Here is an 18,253-nt window from a genome sequence, read left to right as displayed (position 1 = left end):
TCGGCCGACTTCCTGTCGGGGGAGGGTTCTTTCCCGTCGCGCACCGCTGCCCGTCCGTCAGGCCGTGACGCTCCGTCGGCCGTCCCCGTACTCCTTCAGCGGGACGGCGTTCGCCGCGCGCTGGATCTCGTCGCGGATCTTCTTCGCGATCAGCTTCTTCCAGGGCGTGCGGGGGAGGGTGCGCACCATCAGCATGCGCAGGGCGATCTTCCAGCGGGAGGAGACCGTCATCTCCTTCGCGAAGCCGGCCGCGAACCGCTGGTTCAGCTCCACGCCCGGCCGCATCACGCGCTCGTAGGCCTCGAAGGCCGTGCGGTGGTCGCCGTGTGCCGCGGCGAGTTCGCCCGCGAGGACGTATGCGCCGGTGAGGGCGAGGCCGGTGCCCTGGCCCGAGGCGGGGGAGGCGCAGTGGGCGGCGTCGCCGACGAGGACGACCCGGCCGCTCGACCAGCGGTCCATCTCGATGAGCGCGATCGCGTCGAGGTAGAAGTCGCCGGCGCCGGCCGCGTCGGCGATCAGCCGCGGGATCTCCCAGTCGTCGCCCGCGAAGGCTTCGGCGAGCAGCCGCTTCTGGGCGTCCGTGTCCCGCTGGTCGTAAGGCAGTTCCTCGGGCGCGGCGAAGACGAAGCAGTTCTTCGCCGTGTGCGCCTGCTCGCCCGCCGTGCTGTAGACGGAGACCAGCTTGTCCGGGCGGGCGTGGTAGGTCTCCCAGCGCGTGAGGCCCAGGCGGTTGGGGCCGGTGAAGATCGAGATGTACGCGCCCAGGTACCGCCGGAAGCGCCGCTCGTCGCCGAAGGCGAGGCGCCGGGTGGAGGAGTGCATGCCGTCCGCACCGACGACCAGGTCGAAGCGCCGGCGCCGTCCGCTCTCGAAGGTGACGTCGACGCCGTCGCCGTCGTCGTGCAGGGCGGTGACGGAGTCACCGAAGACGTACTCGACGTCCTCGCGGGTCCGCTCGTACAGGATCCGGGCGAGGTCGCCGCGCATGATCTCGTCGTCCTGCTCGGCCCGGCCGCCGAAGATCTCCGCGGGCATCCGGCCGACCGTGCGGCCCCGGGCGTCGACGTACGAGCCGCCCTCCATGTCGGTGGACCGGGCGCGGATCTCGTCGAGGATCCCCATCCGGCGGCAGACCTCGACGGCGGTGCCGCGGATATCGACCTTGTAGCCGCCGGTGCGGAGTCCGGGGGCGCGCTCGACGACGGTCGGGGTGAAGCCGTGGCGGTGGAGCTGGAGGGCGAGGGCCGGTCCGGCGACCGAGGCGCCGGAGATGAGGACCGTCCTGCTCGCGGGCGTGTGCGTCATGGCGGGACTCCTCGTCGGGTGGGTGCGGAGCCGCGCCGGCCCCGCGCCCATGACTATACGGATGTCCTACACGCTTGTCTATTACGGCTGTATAGATCCCGGTGGTGAGGGCTCAGCCCCGGCCCAGCGCCACCGGTTCAGTCCCGGCCGAGCACCACCGTTCCCGAGGAGCAGAACCAGCCCCCCGTCCCCGACGCCACCGCCAGCTCCGGCAGGCTGCCGTCCGGCCGGCGCACCTGGAGTCCCGGCGCCTCCCCGCGTAGTTGCCGTACCGCCTCCACCAGCAGGAACAGCCCCCGCATCCCCGGGTGGCAGGCCGAGAGCCCGCCGCCGTCCGTGTTCACCGGCAGGCGGTCCTTCTCCTCGACGAACGGCCCGCCCTCGCCCTTCGCGCAGAAGCCCAGGTCCTCCAGCGTCACCAGCGTCATGTACGTGAAGGCGTCGTAGATCTCCGCGAGGTCGATGTCCTCCGGCCGCACCCCCGCCCGCTCGAACGCGAGCCGGCCGCTGACCGCCGCCGGGGAGACCGTGAAGTCCTCCCACTCCGACATCGTGGTGTGCGAGACGTGCTCACCCGTGCCGAGGATCCACACCGGCGCCTTCGCCGTGTCCGGTACGTACTCCTCGGCGGCGAGCAGCACCGCGCAGCCGCCGTCGCTGCGGATGCAGCAGTGGAGCTTGGTGAACGGGTCGGCGATCATCGGGCCGCCGAGCACCTCGTCGACCGTGATCGGCTCGCGGAACATCGCCTCCGGGTTGAGCGCGGCGTTCGCCCGCGCCTGGACGGCGACCCCGGCGAGCTGCTCCAGGGTCGTCCCGTACTGGTGCATATGGCGGCGGGCGGCCATCGCGTACTTGGCGATCAGGGTGTGGCCGTAGGGGACCTCGAACTGCAGAGGCCCGCGCGCCCCGAACGAGAGGTTCGAGGTGCGCCGCCGGGCCTTGATGTCGGCGCGGGCGGTCGAGCCGTAGACGAGCAGGACGGCGTTGGCGTGGCCCGCGGCGATGGCGTCGGCCGCGTGCGCGGCCATGACTTCCCAGGTGGCGCCGCCGACGGCGGTCGAGTCCACCCAGCGGGGGCGCAGGCCCAGATACTCGGCGACCTCGACGGGTGCCAGGGTGCCGAGTCCCGCCGAGGCGAGCCCGTCGATCACCGAGCGGTCGAGTCCGCTGTCCGCGAGGGCGCGGCGCGCGGCCTGGGCGTGCAGAGTGTAGGGAGTGGCCTCGTCGACCCGGCCGCAGTCGGAGAGGGATATGCCGACGACGGCGACGCGGCGCCCGGCGCGGTCGCGGTTCCGTGAAGTGGTGGGCATGAATCTGACGGTACATCAGATATGGAGAATCGGATGGCGAGAAGCACGGCCGAAGACGTCGACTCGTACCTCGCCGAGATCGTGGAGCCGGACCGGCTGACGGCACTCGTGCGGCTGCGCGAGCTCTGCCGCACCGAGCTGCACGGCTTCGAGGAGGCCATGGCCTACGGGATGCCGACATACCGGCGTCCGGGCGGCGAGCCGGAGATCGCCTTCGCCTCGCAGAAGCAGTACATCTCCTTCTATCTGATGCGGCCGGACGTCCGGGAGGGCTTCGAGGAGCGGCTCGCCGACCAGGACATGGGCAAGGGGTGTCTGCGCTTCCGGCGCCCGGAGCGCGTCGACTTCACCCTCGTACGGGATCTGCTGCGCGCCACCGCGAAAACGCCGGGCGACATCTGCTGAGCGGGTGGGGGCGCCGCGGCCGGCGTCATCGGCGGACGGTGTCGTCTTTGGGTGGCGTGGTCTCCGGACGGCGTCGTCTCCGGGCGGCACGGTCACCGGGCGGCACGGTCACCGGGCGGCGTCGCCACCGGCCACCCGCGTTCCTGCGAGATCCGCCCCTCCAGACTCTGGGTTTCTTCCTCCGCCCGCCCTAGCATGACGGGCCGTCAGATACGGAGGGGAGCTCCATGGACGCCGCCTTCACCGCGGAGCAGGACGAGATCCGCCGCACCCTGCGCGAACTGCTCGCCAAACGCTCCGGACCCGCCGAGGTCCGCGCCGCCGTCGCCACCCCCGAGGGGTACGACACCGACCTGTGGAACCGGATGTCCGGCACCCTCGGACTGCCCGGACTCGCCCTGCCCGAGGAGTACGGCGGCGTCGGCTGCGGCCCCGCCGAACTCGCCCTCGCCTGCGAGGAGACCGGCCGGGCCCTCGCCCCCTCCCCCCTCCTCGCCACCGCTCTCCTCGCCGCCCCGGCGATCTGCGCCCTCGGCGCCGAGCGGCAGCGCGCCGACCTGCTGCCACGCATCGCCGACGGCTCCCTGACCTGCGCACTCGCCGTCCCCGGCACCTCGCTGGCGCTCGCCCTCGGCCTGACGGGCGACAACCAGTCCTGGGTCGCGGGCGGCGGACGGGCCGGCGGCGTCCAGGCGCGGGCCACGGACGAGGGATGGCAGCTGTACGGGGAGGTGACGCAGGTCCTCGACGGGCACAGCGCCGGTCTGCTCGTGGTCGCCGCCCATGCCGGCGGCTTCGCGCGGAGCCGGACCCTGCTCTTCCTCGTCCGCGGGGAGGCGGCCGGACTCGTCCGCGTACGGCAGCCGACCCTGGATACGACCCGCACCCAGGCCTCGATCCAACTGCGCGATGTGGACGCCGAGTTGCTCGGCGAAGAGCCGGTCGACGTGCTCGGGACGCTCGCCGCGACCGGACGGACGGCCGCCGCGGCGCTCGCGGCCGAGGCGATCGGCGCGGCGCAGGCAGCCCTGGACCGCACGGTCGAGTACGTCGGCTCCCGCGAACAGTTCGGGCGGCCCGTCGGCTCCTTCCAGGCTGTCAAGCACCGGGTCGCCGACCTGTATGTCCAGGTGGAGGCGGCGCGCTCGCTGACGTACGGCGCGGCCCGCGAACCGGCCATCGGGGCGCTCGCCCTCGCGGCCGCCCTGGAAGCGCTGCGGACGGTCGCCGGCGAGACGATCCAGCTGCACGGCGGCATCGGCTTCACCTGGGAACACGAAGCGCATCTGTACATCAAACGGGCGACGGCCGACGAGCTGCTCTTCGGGCCCGCGCGCCGGCTGCGCGAACGGGCGGCCCAGATGACGGGCCTCTTCGGAGAGGTGGCGGCCTGATGCCCGTGGGAGTGCGTCTGATGCAGAAGGTGTCGTCCACGAGGACGTTCGCGAAGGTCGCCCCGCACTTCATCCCGGCGATGGACCGGGCCGTGCACCGGCTGACGCGCGGCAAGGTGCTGCTGAGCGCTCAGATGCTGCCCGGGGTGATCCTGACGGCGAAGGGTGCGAAGTCCGGGCAGCCCCGGGTCACCCCGCTCGCGTGCATGCCGGAGCCCGCAGGGACCTGGCTCCTGATCGGGTCGAACTTCGGGCGGGAGGGACACCCGGCCTGGACGGCGAACCTGCTGAAGCACCCCGACGCGGAGGTGAGTTGGCGCGGCGAGACGATCCCGGTACGGGCGGAGCTGCTGGCGGGGGAGGAGCGCGCGGAGGCGTGGCGCGCGGCGCTCGCCTTCTGGCCGCCGTACGCGACGTACCAGCGGCGGGTGGAGCGGGAGATCAGGCTCTTCCGCCTGACGAGGCGGTGAGCCCACCGCGACCGCCGCCGGACAGAGGAACGCCGACGGCGGTCTCACGAAGGGGACCGCCGCCGGCGCGACAGGACGGACGAGGAACGGGCGGGCGGGAGCGGTGGGCATGCCCGCGGGGCGGGCGTGCGGGGTGTGCCGGGCGTGCGGGCGCGGAAGCTACTTCGTCGGCTTCTTGCCGGTGATGCCCAGATGCACCAACAGCGCCAGATTCGGCTTCAGTTCGGCCTGCTTCACGCCCCAGGTCTGGAAGCCCTTCTGGTGGCCGGCCACCGAGGCCAGCATCGCCACCAGGGAGCCCGCCATCGCCGCGGGGCTGACGTCCTTGTCGACCTTGCCCTTCGCCTGGAGCTCCTTCACGCTGTCCGTAAGGGAGTTGGTGACGGAGTTCAGGATCTTCATGCGGATCTTGTAGAACCGTTTGTCGCCCTCCGCGGCGCCGAGGTCCACGACCCGCAGGATCGCGTCGTGCTTGCGCCAGAAGTCCAGGAAGCCCTCGACCAGTTCCTCCGAGGTCTGCCAGCCGGCCTTGCCGACCCAGGAGCGGCCGGAGACCAGCTCGGTCAACGCGGCGCCCTCCTTGGCCATTTCCTCCGCGATCTCGAGGACGGCGCCCTCGACGTCGGGGAAGTACTGGTAGAACGTCGCGGGGGAAGTGCCCGCCTTCCGGGCCACGTCGATGACCTTGACGTCCCGGTACGGCGAGGAGCTGAGCATCTCGCTGAGGCAGTCGAGCAGCTTCTGCCGCGTCGCCTGGCCGCGTCGTCCGGCCACGCGGCCGTCGACGGTGCGTACTTGTCCTGTCATGCCGTCAGCTTACCGAGGGGTGATCGGCGCGCGATTCGGCCGACTGCAAATGGGGTGCACCCGCTGTACGCCCCTCCCGGCGGCGTCCGGAGCGGCGGAAGGATCAGCTCCATTCGAAAAGGCTTATTAACAGCCTGTGGACAACTTCGGTGGACAACTCGGGGAGGGCCCCACTCGCCGCCTCCCTATATGGCGGTATGTTCGATTATGGGGCGTGCGGGGCGGGTCCCCCCGGCCTAGCGTGGAGGCATGGCCGTATTCACAGAGGGCACCCCGTGCTGGGTGGAGGCGCAGCTCCCCGATCTCGAGGCGGGCAAGCGGTTCTACGGCGAGCTCTTCGGCTGGACCTTCGACCCCGACCGCGACGAGGCCCTCAGCGACGGCAAGCGCGTAGCCGGACTCGTACCGAAGCGGGACGGCAGGATGCCCACCACCTGGACCGTCTACCTCGCCACCGAGAACGCGGGCACGCTCGCGGCCCGGATCAAGGCGGCCGGCGGTCAGATGATCATGGAGCCGTACCCGGTGGGCCCCTTCGGTGTCCTCGCGCTCGCCGCCGACCCCGGCGGCGCCGTCTTCGGGCTGCGTCAGGCCGGAGACGACGAAGGCTTCGAGAAGACGATGCTCCCCGGCTCGTTCTGCTGGATGGAGGTCTATACGAGGGAGCCGGACGCGGTCGACACCTTCTACGCCTCCGTCTTCGGCTACCTCGGCCGCCAGGTGGACGCGGACGAGGAGGGCAGGGAAGGCGGCTTCGACTACCGCGTCTGGTCCCCGCCCGGCTCCCGCCCCGGCGACGACACCGCCTTCGGCGGCCGGGCCGTCCTCACCGACGCCTTCCCGGCCGAGATGCCGGGGCACGTCCTCCTCTACTTCGCCGTCGCCGACTGCGACGCGGCCTGTGCGACCGCCGTCGACCTCGGCGGCCGGATCACGAACCCGCCCTTCGACACCCCGCACGGCCGCATCGCCGTCCTCCACGACAACCAGGGCGCCCGCTTCGCGGTCCTGGCGGAGCCGTCGGACGGACCGTCGGACGGACCGGCGGCCGAGTCGTCGACCGAGTCACCCCCCGAGTCGTCGACCGAATCGGTGGGCGACGAACCCGCCGAATCGGCCGAAAGGGCTACCTCCGCGTCCGACGATATGCACTAGGACACCCCGATCCGCCCCCGGGTTCGCAACCGTCGCCTCGGACAGGAAGAATCAGGGCCACGGGGCCGTATTCTCATGGCCCGTACGGGGAGGTGGCAGGCAAGTGGAGCAGCTGACGCAGCACGACCCGAGACGGATCGGGCCCTTCGAGGTGCTGGGCCGGCTCGGTGCAGGTGGCATGGGTCTCGTCTATCTCGCGCGCTCGGCGTCCGGGCGGCGCGTGGCGATCAAGACCGTGCGGACCGAGCTCGCCGAGGACCAGCTGTTCCGTGTCCGTTTCACCCGTGAGGTGGAGGCCGCGCGGGCCGTCTCCGGCTTCTACACGGCCGCCGTCGTCGACGCCGACCCGCGGGCCGCCGTGCCGTGGCTGGCCACCGCGTACGTTCCCGCACCCTCCCTCGAAGAGATAGTGAACGAGTGCGGGCCGCTGCCGGCCCAGGCCGTGCGCTGGCTGGCCGCCGGGGTCGCCGAGGCCCTGCAGTCCATCCACGGCGCGGGCCTGGTCCACCGCGACCTGAAGCCGTCGAACGTCCTCGTCGTCGAGGACGGCCCCCGGGTGATCGACTTCGGTATCGCCTCCGGGGTCTCCAACACCCGGCTGACCATGACCAACGTCGCCGTCGGCACGCCCGCGTACATGTCGCCCGAGCAGGCCCGTGACTCGCGCAGTGTCACCGGCGCCAGCGATGTCTTCTCGCTGGGCTCGATGCTGGTCTTCGCCGCCACCGGCCACGCCCCCTTCCATGGCGCCAACCCCGTCGAGACGGTGTTCATGCTGCTCAGGGAGGGCCCGGACCTGGAGGGACTGCCGGACGAGCTGCGTCCGCTGATCGAGTCCTGTATGCAGATGGACGTCTCGCGCCGTCCCTCCCCGGCCGACCTCCAGGCCCAGCTTGCGCCCCATCTCTTCGGGCCGGGCAGTGACGACAGCGGCACGGCGTCGGCGTGGCTGCCGCAGTCCGCCACCGCCATGATCGAGACGCGCCGCGGCGGCCGCCCGAGCACCCCGCCGCCCCCGGCCGCCCCGCCCGCACCGCCGCGCCCGCCCCGGCAGGCGCCGGAGTGGGGCGCCGACCCGCGCCCCGGTCACGGCGGCGATCCGCGTCCCGCCGGTGGGCGGCACGCCGCCCCGGCCGACTCCGCCGGTCCCGTACGGCTCGCGGGCGCCGTCGTCCCGATCGGCCCCGGCCCCCGTGTCGCCGACACCCGTGCCGCGATCGGCCAGGTCTCGGACACCGCCACCGGCTGGATCCGACCGCCCGGCGGCGCGAACGGCTCCGAGCCCGGCCCCCCGCCGGGCGCCCGCCCGCTCTCCGTACCGGCTCCCGCGCCGGAGGCGGCGCCGGAGCCCGCGCACTGGCGGCCCTGGCGCTTCCGGATGTCGAACGACGTCTGGGGCACACCGGTCGTCGCCGGGGACCTGCTGTACGTGACCTCCTTCGAGGTGCACGCCCTGGACGTGGCCAGTGGCCGCCGCCAGTTCAAGACGCGGGACGTCGCCTGGTCGATGGCGGTGGCTCAGGGCCGTATCCACGCCTCCGACGGGCCGACGCTCTACGCCCTCGACGCGACCGACGGCAGTGAGCGCTGGCGGCTCCAGACGGACGCCTGGGTGTACTCGCTCAAGGTCGACCGGGGCACGGTCGTCACCGGCACCAGGGGCGGCGGCGTCCAGGGCTGGGAGGCCTCCAACGGCGCCAAGCTGTGGGAGATCACCGGCGCGCAGACGGACTTCGAGACTCCGGAGGCGGGGCCCGCCGTGCACGGCGACACGGTGTACGTGTGGCGCGACGCCCGGCTCCAGGCGCTGGACGCCCGTACGGGTGCCGAGCGCTGGTCGTACCCGGTCGGCGACGCCGCCTCGTGCGGCAACGTGCCGGTGCGGGTCGCTCCGGCGGAGGACGGCTGTGTCTATGTCTCGGCCGGGACGCGCGTGCTGTCGATCGACATCGCGAGCGGGCACGTCCGCTGGCACTTCGAGTCGCCCGCGGTCTTCCTCTCTCCGGCGGCGTTCGCGCCCGGTCCGGCCGTCACGGGCGGCGGGGTCTATCTCGCCGACTACCTCGGCACGGTGTACGCGCTGGACGCGACCACCGGCCAGGACCGCTGGCGGATCGCGACCGAGTCGCGCCAGTCGATCGAGCCGGTCCTGGTCGTCGACGGCAATGTGCACGTGGGCAGCGGCAGCGCGCTCTACACGCTCGACGCGGTCACCGGCACACCGAAGTGGCGGTTCGCGGCGGGCGGCGAGCTGACCGGTACGCCGGTCGTCGCCGACGGCCGGGTGCACTTCGGTTCGGCGGACCACGTCCTGTACACGCTGGACGCGACGGGCGGCCAGCTGCGCTGGAAGCTCGCGACCGGCGGCGAGATCACCGGCTCGCCGGTGGCGCGGGGCGGGGTCGTGTACGCGTGCAGCAAGGACCGCTGCGTGTACGCGCTGGACGCGGTGAAGGGTACGGCGACGGGTCGGGGGGCGGCGGCGCCGAGGGCCTGAGGGCCTGCCGCGGCGCCGAGGGCGTTCCGCCGGCCGGCCCGCGTCAGGCGCGGGGGTTCGGGGGCTGGTCGCGGTCCGTCCGGTCGCGGTCCGGGTCCCAGGCCGGGAGGTCCATGGTCCGCGTGGGTGACCCGTAGGGGTCGTACGGGCCGTGATGGCCGCCGTCGTCCGGCGGCATCGGCTCCGTGGGCTGGGTGGGCTGCGCGGGATACGTGGGCTCCGGAGGCCGGCCGTGTCGCGGTCCGTCGACGGAGAGGGTGTGCGGGCGGGCACGGCCCGACATGACCACCGAGGCCAGCAGGAGCAGCACCCCGCCGCCGAGGGCGTTCGCGACGCCGTCGCCGAGCCCCGTACCGTCGCCGCCGACCGTCAGGCCGCCCTCGACCTGGCCGACGCGGACCATCCACAGGATGGTGAAGCCGAGCACGGTCAGTCCGGCGAAGGCGACGAGCAGACGGGACCGGAACACCACACCGGCGAGGGTGACCAGGGCCGCGAAGGCGAACGGCAGCAGGATCGAACCGATCACGTCGGCCTTGGTGTCGGTGATGCCGCCGAACAGGTCCTCGATGCGGTATTCGCTGCCGTGACGGCCGTCGTACCAGGCACGGAAGGGGCTCCAGACGGCGGCCGTCGCTCCGGCGAGGGCCAGAACCGAGCCGATGACGTTGCGGACCATCGATCGGCCTCCTTACGGTCCGGCTCTCGGTGTCGACGCTACGCCGGGTGCGGGGGCCGCGCCACGCGGCGCTAGGGTGGCGCGGACACGACAGGAAGGCCGGTAATGGCAACGGGGACGGCGCGCCGGAGGGGCCTCAGGCTCGCGGCGACGCTCACGGTGGTGGTGCTCGCGCTGACGGGTTTCCAGACGGGCAAGGGCAGCGGCGGCAGCGGGAGCGGCAAGAGCAAGAGCAGCGGTTCCGGGGGCGGCTGCTCCAGCTCCAAGAAGAAGAACGACGACTACGACGTCGACTACGACTACGAAGCCGGGAGCGGGGGTTCGGGCGGCAGCACCTACACCGCCACGCCCACGCCCACCACGAGCTCGACCTCGAACGTGGACATCGTGGTCGTCGACTGCGTCAAGCCCGCGCAGAAGAAGCGCAAGGGCAAGCCGGCCCGCAAGGCCGACACGACCGCCACGCTGCGGATCACGTCCCGCGCGGCCTTCACGGAGACGTACAAGGTCGAGATCGACTTCGAGGGCTCGGGCGGGGTGGACGTCGACGAGGCGGAGAAGCTGGTGACCGTCGAGCCGGGCGAGACGAAGACCTTCGACATGGCGATGGAGTCGCCGAGGACGGTCGACCGCGTCAGGACCTGTGCGATCGCAGGCGTCTCCGTCCAGTAGGGTGACGTGCGCTCGTCAAGGCGAGTGCAGCACTTCGCCATGTGCACTCTTGTATTCCCACACACTCAACGGGGGTTGAAGCGTGAAGCTTCGTCATGTCCGCGCCATCGCTGTCTTCGGTATCGCTCTGGTCGCGCTCACCGGCGCCCGCGGCTCCAACGGTGCCAGCTGCGGCGGCGGCAGCTCCAGCAGCTCGAGCGGTTCCGACAGCAACAGCTCCAGCAGCGGTGGTTCCGACAGCAGCAGCTCCAGCAGCGGCGGTCTGACCAGCGGCGGCGTCGGCGGCTCGTCGAAGGACAAGGCCCAGCGCGACATCCGCATCGACGAGTGCAAGCTCAGCGCGGACCGCAAGAACCTGGTCGCCAAGGTGACGATCACCAACAGCGACTCCTCGCCGTACCTCTACGACGTGTCCCTGCAGTTCAAGGGTGACCCGAGCGCCGCCGTCGCGATGGCGAAGGTCGACGACGTGCGCGTCGAGGCCGGCGCGTCGACGCCGGCCGAGGCGACCACCGCCTACACCGGCACCGGCGACGGCTCCGAGTACACCCAGTGCGTCGTGGTCGACGCCGACCGCACCATCGGCTGACCTCGATACCGGCCTTAGCGGCCCAGCGGTCTTAGCGGCCCAGCGGCCTTACCGGCCTCAGCGCGTCCGGAACCCGCGCGTCCTCCTCGTGAACAGCTCCGACTGTCGCTCAGGCGGCAGGTTTCCCAGGGTGACGAGGTGCGGCGCGTGGGCGAGGGCCTGCGCGCGGGCGGCCTCCTTGGCCGACCACAGGGCGCGGACCGTGCCCTGGACCGCCGCGGTCGGGTACGCGGCGATGACGGCGGCGGCCCGGCGGGCGGCGTCCAGCGCCCCGCCGGGCTCCGTCAGCTCGGAGACGAGCCCCGTCTCGTACGCCCGGCGGGCCGAGATCCGCTCGGCCGTCCCCATCAGCGCCATGCGCGCCACCTCCCCGAACGGCATCTTCTGCGCCATGTGGATGGTCTCGAAGGCGCTGACCATCCCGTAGGTGGTGTGCGGGTCGAAGAAGGTCGCGCCCTCGCCGGCGACGAGGAACTCCGCCTCCCCGAGCAGATAGAACGCCCCGCCGCAGGCCATCCCCTCCACGGCGGCGACGACCGGTTTCCACAGGTCGTTCGCCTTGGGGCCGATCGCGACGAGCGGATCGTCGATCGTGTACGGGGAGGAGGGCTGGGGGACCTCGGCCGACCGGTCGATGCCGGTGCAGAAGGCCCGGGTCCCCGCGCCGGTGACGACGACCGCCCGCACCTCGTCGTCGTACCGGAACTCCTGCCAGGTCTCGGTCAGCCGGCGCGCCATGTCCAGCGTGATCGCGTTGTGCTTGTCGGCCCGGTCGAGGGTGACGGTCGCGACGCCCGTCTCCTTGTCGCGTACGACGGCGAGGCTCATCCGCGCTCCAGGAGCCAACGGGGGACGGCCATGCCGTCGATCTCGGTGAACGCGACCCGTACACCCGCCCCGATCCGCAGCCGCCCAGGATCGACCGAGTCGAGCGCCGCGTCGGGGGCGGCCACGACGTTGCCGACGAGCCGGATGCGAGGCGCCTCGGCCAGTTCGACGACGACGGCGTTGTACGGGGCCTGGGCGGCGTAGTCGGGCAGGAGCGGCGGGTGGGGCAGGACGTACGACCAGATCCGGCCCCGCCCGGACATCAGCCGCCACTCCGCGGCGAAGGACTGGCAGTGCGGGCAGCAGGGCCGGGGCGGGAAGCGCAGCTCGCCGCAGTCGGCGCAGCCCTGGATCCTCAGTTCGCCCCGGGCGGTGTACTCCCAGAAGGGGGCACCGTCCTCGTCCACGACAGGCGTCAGCATGCGGGTCTCAACTCCTCAGGCTCGAAGCAGGATGGCCGATGTGGGGACGCCCTCGCCGGCGGTGACCAGGCAGGTGGCGGCGTCCGGGACCTGGGCGGTGGAGGTGCCGCGGAGCTGCTTCACGCCCTCGTTGATGAGGTTGAAGCCGTGGACGTACGCCTCGCTGAGTCCGCCGCCGCCGGTGTTGATCGGCAGTCGTCCGCCGATCTCCAGCGCGCCGCCCTCGGTGAAGGCGGCGCCCTCGCCGCGCTCGCAGAAGCCGTAGCCCTCCAGGGAGAGCGGGATGAGCGGGGTGAACGCGTCGTAGATCTGGGCGACGTCGACGTCCTGGGGCCCGAAGTCCGCCTGTTTCCATAGGTGTCGGGCGGCGGTCCAGGCGGGCCCGGTGAGCGGGTCGTCGTTCCAGTAGTTGACCATCCCGTGGTGCTGGGAGGGCAGGCCCTGGGCGGCGGAGTGGACGTAGACCGGCTTCCGGCGGCAGTCGCGGGCCCGTTCGGCGCCGACGATGACGCACGCCAGCGCCCCGTCCGTCTCCAGGCAGTTGTCGAAGAGGCAGAGGGGTTCGCTGATCCAGCGGGCGGTCATGTACATCTCGCGGGTCAGCGGACGGTCGTACATGATCGCGGCCGGGTTCTGGTTGGCGCGGTTGCGGCAGGCGAGGGCGACGTTGAAGAGGTGGTCGCGGGTGGCGCCGTACTCGTGCATGTAGCGGCGGGCGAGCATCCCGATCTCGTCGGTGGGCCGGAGCAGCCCGAAGGGCCGGGTCCACTGGCCGGGGGTGGGCAGCTGTACGGCGGTGTTCTTCCACGGCCGGGGGCCGCTGCCGCGCTTGCGGGACCGCCAGGCCACTCCGACGCTCGCCTGCCCGGTGGCGACGGCGGCGGCGAGGTGGCCGACGGTGGCGCACGAGCCGCCGCCGCCGTAGCCGACCTTGGAGAAGAAGGTGACGTCACCTGCGCCGATGGCTTTGGCGACCTCGACCTCGTCGGTCTCCTCCATCGTGTAGGAGGCGAAGCCGTCGACCTCGGAGGGCGCGATGCCGGCGTCGTCGAGTGCCGCGAGGACCGCCCGGCAGGCGAGCGTCTTCTCGGACTCGGGGAGCTGTTTCGCGAATGGCGTCTGTCCGATCCCGACGATGGCCGTGGCGTCCTTGAGCACTGCAACCTCCCCGATCGCGAGCTGCTGACAGCGCGTCAGGGTACAGCTAATCTGACGGATAGTCAGCTACAGGTGCGGCGGAAGGGACTGCGATGCGCGGCGACCTGGAATGGGGCTCGATAGCGGGGCTCGTACGCTCGGCGGCCGAACGGTACGGGACGGCGGAGGCGGTGGTCGACGGCCGAACCCGCGTCTCGTACGAGGAGCTGGGCGAGCGCGTCGAGCGTGCGGCCGCGGCCTGCCTCGCCGCGGGCGTGGAGCGCGGCGACCGGGTCGCGATCTGGGCGCCCAACACGCTGGACTGGATCGTCTCGGCGCTCGGGGCGGTGACGGCGGGCGCGGTGCTCGTCCCGCTGAACACCCGCTTCAAGGGCACCGAGGCCGCGTACGTGCTCTCCCGCTCCCGGGCGAAGCTGCTCTTCGTCACCGGGACCTTCCTGGGCACCTCGTACGTCGCCTCCCTGCGCCGCGCCGGGGTCGAACTCCCGGACCTGGAACGGGTGGTGGTGCTCGCGGACGCGGCACCCGAGGACTACACGACCTGGAAGGACTTCCTGGCGGAGGGGGAGGCGGTCTCCTCGGCGGAGGTCCGCGCCCGGGCCGCCACGATCGACTCCGCCGCGCCCTCGGACATCATCTACACCTCGGGGACGACCGGCGCCCCCAAGGGTGCGGTGATCACGCACGCGCAGACACTGCGCTGCTACGGCATCTGGTCGGAGCTCGCCGGCCTGCGCGAGGGCGACCGCTATCTGATCGTGAACCCGTTCTTCCACACCTTCGGCTACAAGGCCGGGATCATCGCCTGTCTGATGCGCGGAGCGGTGATGGTCCCGCAGTCCGTCTTCAACGTGGACACGGCCCTCGCCAACATCGCCGCCGAACGCATCTCGGTCCTGCCGGGACCGCCGACCCTGCACCAGTCGCTCCTGGACCACCCGGCGCGCTCCTCGTACGACCTCTCCGCCCTGCGGCTCGTGGTCACGGGCGCGGCCGTCGTCCCGCTGCGGCTGGTGGAGCGGCTGCGCGGCGAGCTCGGGGTGGGCACGGTGCTCACGGCGTACGGACTCTCCGAGGCGAGCGGCATCGTCACCATGTGCCGCAGGGGCGACCCGGCGGACGTCATCGCGACGACCTCGGGCCGGCCGATCCCGGACACGGAGGTCAGGCTCTCGGCGGCGGGCGAGGTCCTGGTGCGCGGCCACAACGTGATGAGCGGCTACTTCGAGGACGCGGAGGAGACGGCGCGGGCCGTCGACGCGGACGGCTGGCTCCACACGGGCGACGTGGGGGTCCTGGACGACGCGGGCAATCTGAGGATCACGGACCGCATCAAGGACATGTTCATCGTCGGCGGCTTCAACGCCTACCCGGCGGAGATCGAGCAACTCATCGGGCTCCACCCGGACATCGCCGACGTGGCGGTCATCGGCGTGCCCGACCCGCGGCTGGGGGAGGTCGGGAAGGCCTTCGCGGTCCGGCGGCCCGGGGCGAGGGTCACGGCGGACGACCTGATCGCGTGGGCGCGGCGGGAGATGGCGAACTTCAAGGTCCCGAGGGAGGTGGAGTTCGTGGAGGAGCTGCCCAGGAACGCGAGCGGGAAGGTGGTGAAGGGGGTGCTGAGGTCACAACTCCGTCGCTGACCGGCGGAACGCCGCCTTCAGGCCGGGCGGGCCGGGAACAATCCGCAACGCACGGCGTCCCGCGTCCCGTTGTCCTCGTCTTCCCTTGGAGCAGCCGGTGTCGTCTCCTCAACTCCCCATAACCCTGACCCCGCAGCAGGCGGCGACGGGGGTGAGCCTGACCCTGACCCTGCCGACCGGCCCCGCCCACCTCCAGATCCCGCCGTGCCGCGACGGCGACCTGATTCCGGCGCAGGTCGGGAACAGCACGGTGCTCCTGCGCATCCAGGTCGCCGGCCCGGCCCAGCCGGCGCGCAAGGCGAGTCCGTGGGGCTGCCTGGTGACGCTCGGAGTGATCGGCGCGGTGATCGCGGCCCTGGTCCTGACGGACGACAGCGACGACGGGGCGCCGACGGCCGGTTCGCCCGCGGTCACCACGACGGCGACCCCGTCCCCGTTCCCCACGACCGACCCGGCCCCCACCACGACGACGGAGGCCCCGCCGGACCCGTACACGAAGGGCACCTGCCTCAACGGCACGCTCCCGGACTCGACGACGGCGCAGAGCGTGAGCGACATCGACGAGGTCGACTGCTCGGCGTCGGACGCGCACTACCGGGTGATCCAGACGTTCCCGCTGACCTCGGACCTGAACCGCTGCAACGCCAACCCGAAGACGCAGTACGCCTTCTCGCACCGCTACACGATCAACGGCGCGACGATCAACGAGTACGTGTACTGCCTGGTGGGCCTGGGCTCGTACGCGCGTTGAGCCGGAGGACGACGATGCCGTGCTCCGCCCGGATCCGCCGCCACCCGGCCCCTTCCGCCCGCCTCAGGACGGCCTCGACCGCGCCGGGCGGGAAGGCGTCCTGGGTGTCCGCCACGATCCAGTCCACCGGAGCGTCCCGGTCGAGCACCCCCTCGGCCACCAGATACACCCGCGCGCGGTCGGTGAGGTGGGGCGCGAGGCTGTTGCTCGCCGCGACGCGGGCGCCGTCGGGGACCATCCGGAGCGCGGCGCGGGCCGCGACCTGGCGCGGGCCGTCCTGCCAGAACCCGGGCCGGGCCAGGTCGCGCAGCGGCTGGCCCGGCAGGAGCAGCAGCGCCACGAGCAGCGGGGCGGCGTGGGGGAGTCGTACACCACGGCGCAGGACGTCGATCAGGGCGGCGAAGGCGATCGGCATGAGCAGCGCCGAGTAGTGCAACTCCGGGCCCCAGTAGGCCGGGTTGGGGGAGGTGAGCCGCCACGCCAGAGTGGGCAGCAGGAGCAGGCCGAGCGGACTGCGCACGACCAGGCCGGCCGTGACGGCCAGGAGCATCAGAAGGGTGAGCGACTTCGCCGGCCATCCGTCGAACATCCCGTACGGGTACGGCTGGTCGAGGTACCCGTAGCGGCCGTCCGGGGCCCACGCGGGCAGTGCGACGCAGACGACGAGCGCCGTGGACGCGACGGCGAAGACACCCAGAGCCAGACCGGCGCGCCGATGGTGCCGCCGGATCAGCAGCAGTCCGAACACGGCGGCGGTGGCGCCCAGATCCTCCTTGACGAGCACGAGACAGCCCGCCCAGCGGGCGGCGGCGACCCAGCGGCCGTCGAGGTGGGCGCGACAGGCGAGGGCCAGCAGGGGTACGGCGAAGGCGACCTCGTGGAAGTCGAAGCCGGCGAGCTGCTGGAGACCCCAGGACAGGCCGTACGCGAGGCCGATGGTCACACCCGCGCCCGGCCACGGTAGGTGGCGCTGGGCGGCGCGTGACACGACGTACGTCGCGAGCGCGATGAGCCCCGACTGGGCGAGGAGCAGCGTCTCGACGTGCGGGAAGAGGCGGTAGGGCGGTCCCAGCACGGCCAGGACGGGATGGAAGTGGTCGGCGAGCAGCGGGTACGCGTCGCCCGTGAAGCCCGGTGGGGCCGTCGCCGTACGGATCTCGGACGCGGGAAGCGACAGGTCGGCGTACGCGCGGACGGCCTGGCCGAAGATCCCGAGGTCGTAGCCGGTGGTGCCGAAGCGCCGGTGCTCGCGCAGGGAGTAGGCGGCGTGGAGGACGAGGACGACCGTGGCGACGAGCCCGGGCGCGGTGCGGGACCGGCGGGGGGCCGCGGGGCGGGGAGCGTGGGCCGTGGCCGGAGCCGTGGCCTGAGCGAGCGGCGAGTGCATCAGGGGACCCTGGCCTTCGACCCCTGAGGACCGGGTGAAGGACGCTGAGGATTTCCTCAGCTGCCTGTTCGGCGCGGAGGCGATACTCGCCGCATGAGGTTGCTGGTGATCGAGGACGAGGAGCGGCTCGCCGCGTCGCTGCGCCGTGGTCTGTCGGCCGTCGGCTACACCGTCGACGTCGCCCATGACGGTGTGACGGGCCTGCACCTGGCGCGGGAGCACCGCTACGCCGCCGTCCTGCTGGATGTGATGCTGCCCGGGCTCAACGGCTACCAGGTCTGCTCCCGGCTGCGCGCCGAGAGCATCGAGGTGCCGGTGATGATGCTGACCGCGAAGAACGGCGAGTACGACGAGGCAGAGGGCCTCGACACCGGGGCGGACGACTACCTGGCCAAGCCGTTCTCGTACGTCGTCCTGGAGGCCCGCCTCCGCGCGCTGCTGCGCCGGGGCGGGTCGCGCGTCAGGTCCGCGGTGCTGGAGTGCGGGGACCTCTGGCTGGATCCCGCCCGGCGGGCGTGCGGCAGGGGGGCGAGCGTGATCGCGCTGACTCCGAAGGAGTTCGCCGTCCTGCAGACGCTGATGCAGCGTATGGACGAGGTGGTGACCAAGCTCGACATCCTCGACGAGGTGTGGTCGGCGGACTTCACCGGCGATCCGAACATCGTGCAGGTCTACATCAGCGCCGTGCGCCGGAAGGTCGACGTCCCCTTCGGGACGGAGACGATCGAGACGGTGCGGGGCGGCGGGTACCGGGTGTCGGGATACGCGGGTGGGTGAG

General features: G+C 72.3%; 18 protein-coding genes. 10 read left to right on the top strand and 8 right to left on the bottom strand.

The annotated features are described in order from the left end of the window. Nucleotides 1–57: 57 nt before the first annotated feature. Nucleotides 58–1,305: an FAD-dependent monooxygenase gene (locus tag ACFY8U_RS33335; protein WP_389575913.1), complete on the bottom strand. Its 1,248-nt coding sequence runs from the start codon at nucleotides 1,303–1,305 to the stop codon at nucleotides 58–60. Nucleotides 1,306–1,442: 137 nt separating this feature from the next. Beyond that, nucleotides 1,443–2,618, bottom strand: coding sequence for an acetyl-CoA acetyltransferase (locus tag ACFY8U_RS33330; RefSeq protein WP_361607043.1), 1,176 nt, complete (start codon nucleotides 2,616–2,618; stop codon nucleotides 1,443–1,445). 33 nt (nucleotides 2,619–2,651) lie between these two features. On the opposite strand from ACFY8U_RS33330, the gene ACFY8U_RS33325 reads away from it, so the two are divergent. From ACFY8U_RS33325 to ACFY8U_RS33315, 3 genes are all read left to right on the top strand, one after another. After that, complete coding sequence (locus tag ACFY8U_RS33325) at nucleotides 2,652–3,023, top strand: iron chaperone (RefSeq protein ID WP_389575912.1); 372 nt, start codon at nucleotides 2,652–2,654, stop codon at nucleotides 3,021–3,023. 227 nt (nucleotides 3,024–3,250) lie between these two features. Further along, the gene (locus tag ACFY8U_RS33320) at nucleotides 3,251–4,417 is read left to right on the top strand and encodes an acyl-CoA dehydrogenase family protein (protein WP_389575911.1); all 1,167 of its coding nucleotides are present in this window, start codon (nucleotides 3,251–3,253) and stop codon (nucleotides 4,415–4,417) included. Beyond that, complete coding sequence (locus tag ACFY8U_RS33315) at nucleotides 4,417–4,887, top strand: nitroreductase family deazaflavin-dependent oxidoreductase (protein ID WP_389575910.1); 471 nt, start codon at nucleotides 4,417–4,419, stop codon at nucleotides 4,885–4,887. The genes ACFY8U_RS33320 and ACFY8U_RS33315 overlap by 1 nt, the downstream gene beginning before the upstream one ends. 159 nt (nucleotides 4,888–5,046) lie before the next feature. Here ACFY8U_RS33315 and ACFY8U_RS33310 read toward each other — a convergent pair whose 3' ends face one another. After that, a complete protein-coding gene (locus ACFY8U_RS33310) occupies nucleotides 5,047–5,694 on the bottom strand; it encodes a TetR family transcriptional regulator (RefSeq protein ID WP_361438282.1) in 648 nt (215 codons plus the stop codon). Nucleotides 5,695–5,943: 249 nt separating this feature from the next. Between ACFY8U_RS33310 and ACFY8U_RS33305 the strand changes: the two genes are divergently transcribed. Then, nucleotides 5,944–6,849, top strand: coding sequence for a VOC family protein (locus ACFY8U_RS33305; protein ID WP_389575909.1), 906 nt, complete (start codon nucleotides 5,944–5,946; stop codon nucleotides 6,847–6,849). Nucleotides 6,850–6,952: 103 nt separating this feature from the next. Next, on the top strand, nucleotides 6,953–9,346 hold the full coding sequence (locus ACFY8U_RS33300) for a PQQ-binding-like beta-propeller repeat protein (RefSeq protein ID WP_389575908.1): 2,394 nt from the start codon (nucleotides 6,953–6,955) through the stop codon (nucleotides 9,344–9,346). A gap of 43 nt (nucleotides 9,347–9,389) precedes the next feature. Here ACFY8U_RS33300 and ACFY8U_RS33295 read toward each other — a convergent pair whose 3' ends face one another. Continuing rightward, nucleotides 9,390–10,025 carry a hypothetical protein gene (locus ACFY8U_RS33295; protein WP_389575907.1) on the bottom strand — a complete coding sequence of 212 codons (636 nt, stop codon included), beginning with the start codon at nucleotides 10,023–10,025 and terminating at the stop codon, nucleotides 9,390–9,392. Between the two features lie 105 nt (nucleotides 10,026–10,130). On the opposite strand from ACFY8U_RS33295, the gene ACFY8U_RS33290 reads away from it, so the two are divergent. Together ACFY8U_RS33290 and ACFY8U_RS33285 are read left to right on the top strand one after the other, a co-directional pair. Beyond that, nucleotides 10,131–10,697: a hypothetical protein gene (locus ACFY8U_RS33290; protein WP_389575906.1), complete on the top strand. Its 567-nt coding sequence runs from the start codon at nucleotides 10,131–10,133 to the stop codon at nucleotides 10,695–10,697. A gap of 82 nt (nucleotides 10,698–10,779) precedes the next feature. Further along, complete coding sequence (locus ACFY8U_RS33285) at nucleotides 10,780–11,286, top strand: hypothetical protein (protein ID WP_361438292.1); 507 nt, start codon at nucleotides 10,780–10,782, stop codon at nucleotides 11,284–11,286. Nucleotides 11,287–11,343: 57 nt separating this feature from the next. Here ACFY8U_RS33285 and ACFY8U_RS33280 read toward each other — a convergent pair whose 3' ends face one another. From ACFY8U_RS33280 to ACFY8U_RS33270, 3 genes are read right to left on the bottom strand one after another with little or no spacing between them, the layout of a single operon-like run. Further along, on the bottom strand, nucleotides 11,344–12,114 hold the full coding sequence (locus tag ACFY8U_RS33280) for an enoyl-CoA hydratase/isomerase family protein (protein ID WP_389575905.1): 771 nt from the start codon (nucleotides 12,112–12,114) through the stop codon (nucleotides 11,344–11,346). Next, nucleotides 12,111–12,536: a Zn-ribbon domain-containing OB-fold protein gene (locus ACFY8U_RS33275; protein ID WP_389575904.1), complete on the bottom strand. Its 426-nt coding sequence runs from the start codon at nucleotides 12,534–12,536 to the stop codon at nucleotides 12,111–12,113. The genes ACFY8U_RS33280 and ACFY8U_RS33275 overlap by 4 nt, the downstream gene beginning before the upstream one ends. 15 nt (nucleotides 12,537–12,551) lie before the next feature. Next, nucleotides 12,552–13,694 carry a lipid-transfer protein gene (locus tag ACFY8U_RS33270; RefSeq protein WP_389575903.1) on the bottom strand — a complete coding sequence of 381 codons (1,143 nt, stop codon included), beginning with the start codon at nucleotides 13,692–13,694 and terminating at the stop codon, nucleotides 12,552–12,554. Between the two features lie 92 nt (nucleotides 13,695–13,786). On the opposite strand from ACFY8U_RS33270, the gene ACFY8U_RS33265 reads away from it, so the two are divergent. Together ACFY8U_RS33265 and ACFY8U_RS33260 are read left to right on the top strand one after the other, a co-directional pair. Next, nucleotides 13,787–15,337 (top strand): FadD3 family acyl-CoA ligase, encoded by a 1,551-nt coding sequence (locus ACFY8U_RS33265; RefSeq protein ID WP_389575902.1) that lies wholly within the window; start codon nucleotides 13,787–13,789, stop codon nucleotides 15,335–15,337. A gap of 97 nt (nucleotides 15,338–15,434) precedes the next feature. Further along, nucleotides 15,435–16,088 carry a hypothetical protein gene (locus ACFY8U_RS33260; protein ID WP_389575901.1) on the top strand — a complete coding sequence of 218 codons (654 nt, stop codon included), beginning with the start codon at nucleotides 15,435–15,437 and terminating at the stop codon, nucleotides 16,086–16,088. Here the strand turns inward: ACFY8U_RS33260 and ACFY8U_RS33255 are convergent. Then, the gene (locus ACFY8U_RS33255; protein ID WP_389575900.1) at nucleotides 16,039–17,475 is read right to left on the bottom strand and encodes a DUF2079 domain-containing protein; all 1,437 of its coding nucleotides are present in this window, start codon (nucleotides 17,473–17,475) and stop codon (nucleotides 16,039–16,041) included. The two genes, ACFY8U_RS33260 and ACFY8U_RS33255, sit on opposite strands and share 50 nt — an antisense overlap. A 93-nt stretch (nucleotides 17,476–17,568) precedes the next feature. Here ACFY8U_RS33255 and ACFY8U_RS33250 point away from each other — a divergent pair, with 93 nt between their 5' ends. Then, nucleotides 17,569–18,252 (top strand): response regulator transcription factor, encoded by a 684-nt coding sequence (locus ACFY8U_RS33250; RefSeq protein ID WP_361600691.1) that lies wholly within the window; start codon nucleotides 17,569–17,571, stop codon nucleotides 18,250–18,252. Nucleotide 18,253 lies beyond the last annotated feature (1 nt).

The organism is Streptomyces sp. NPDC012508, from assembly GCF_042902595.1.
GTDB lineage: Bacteria > Actinomycetota > Actinomycetes > Streptomycetales > Streptomycetaceae > Streptomyces.
The sequence above is the reverse complement of the archived record's forward strand: the minus strand, read 5'-3'. Positions and strand labels throughout refer to the sequence as shown.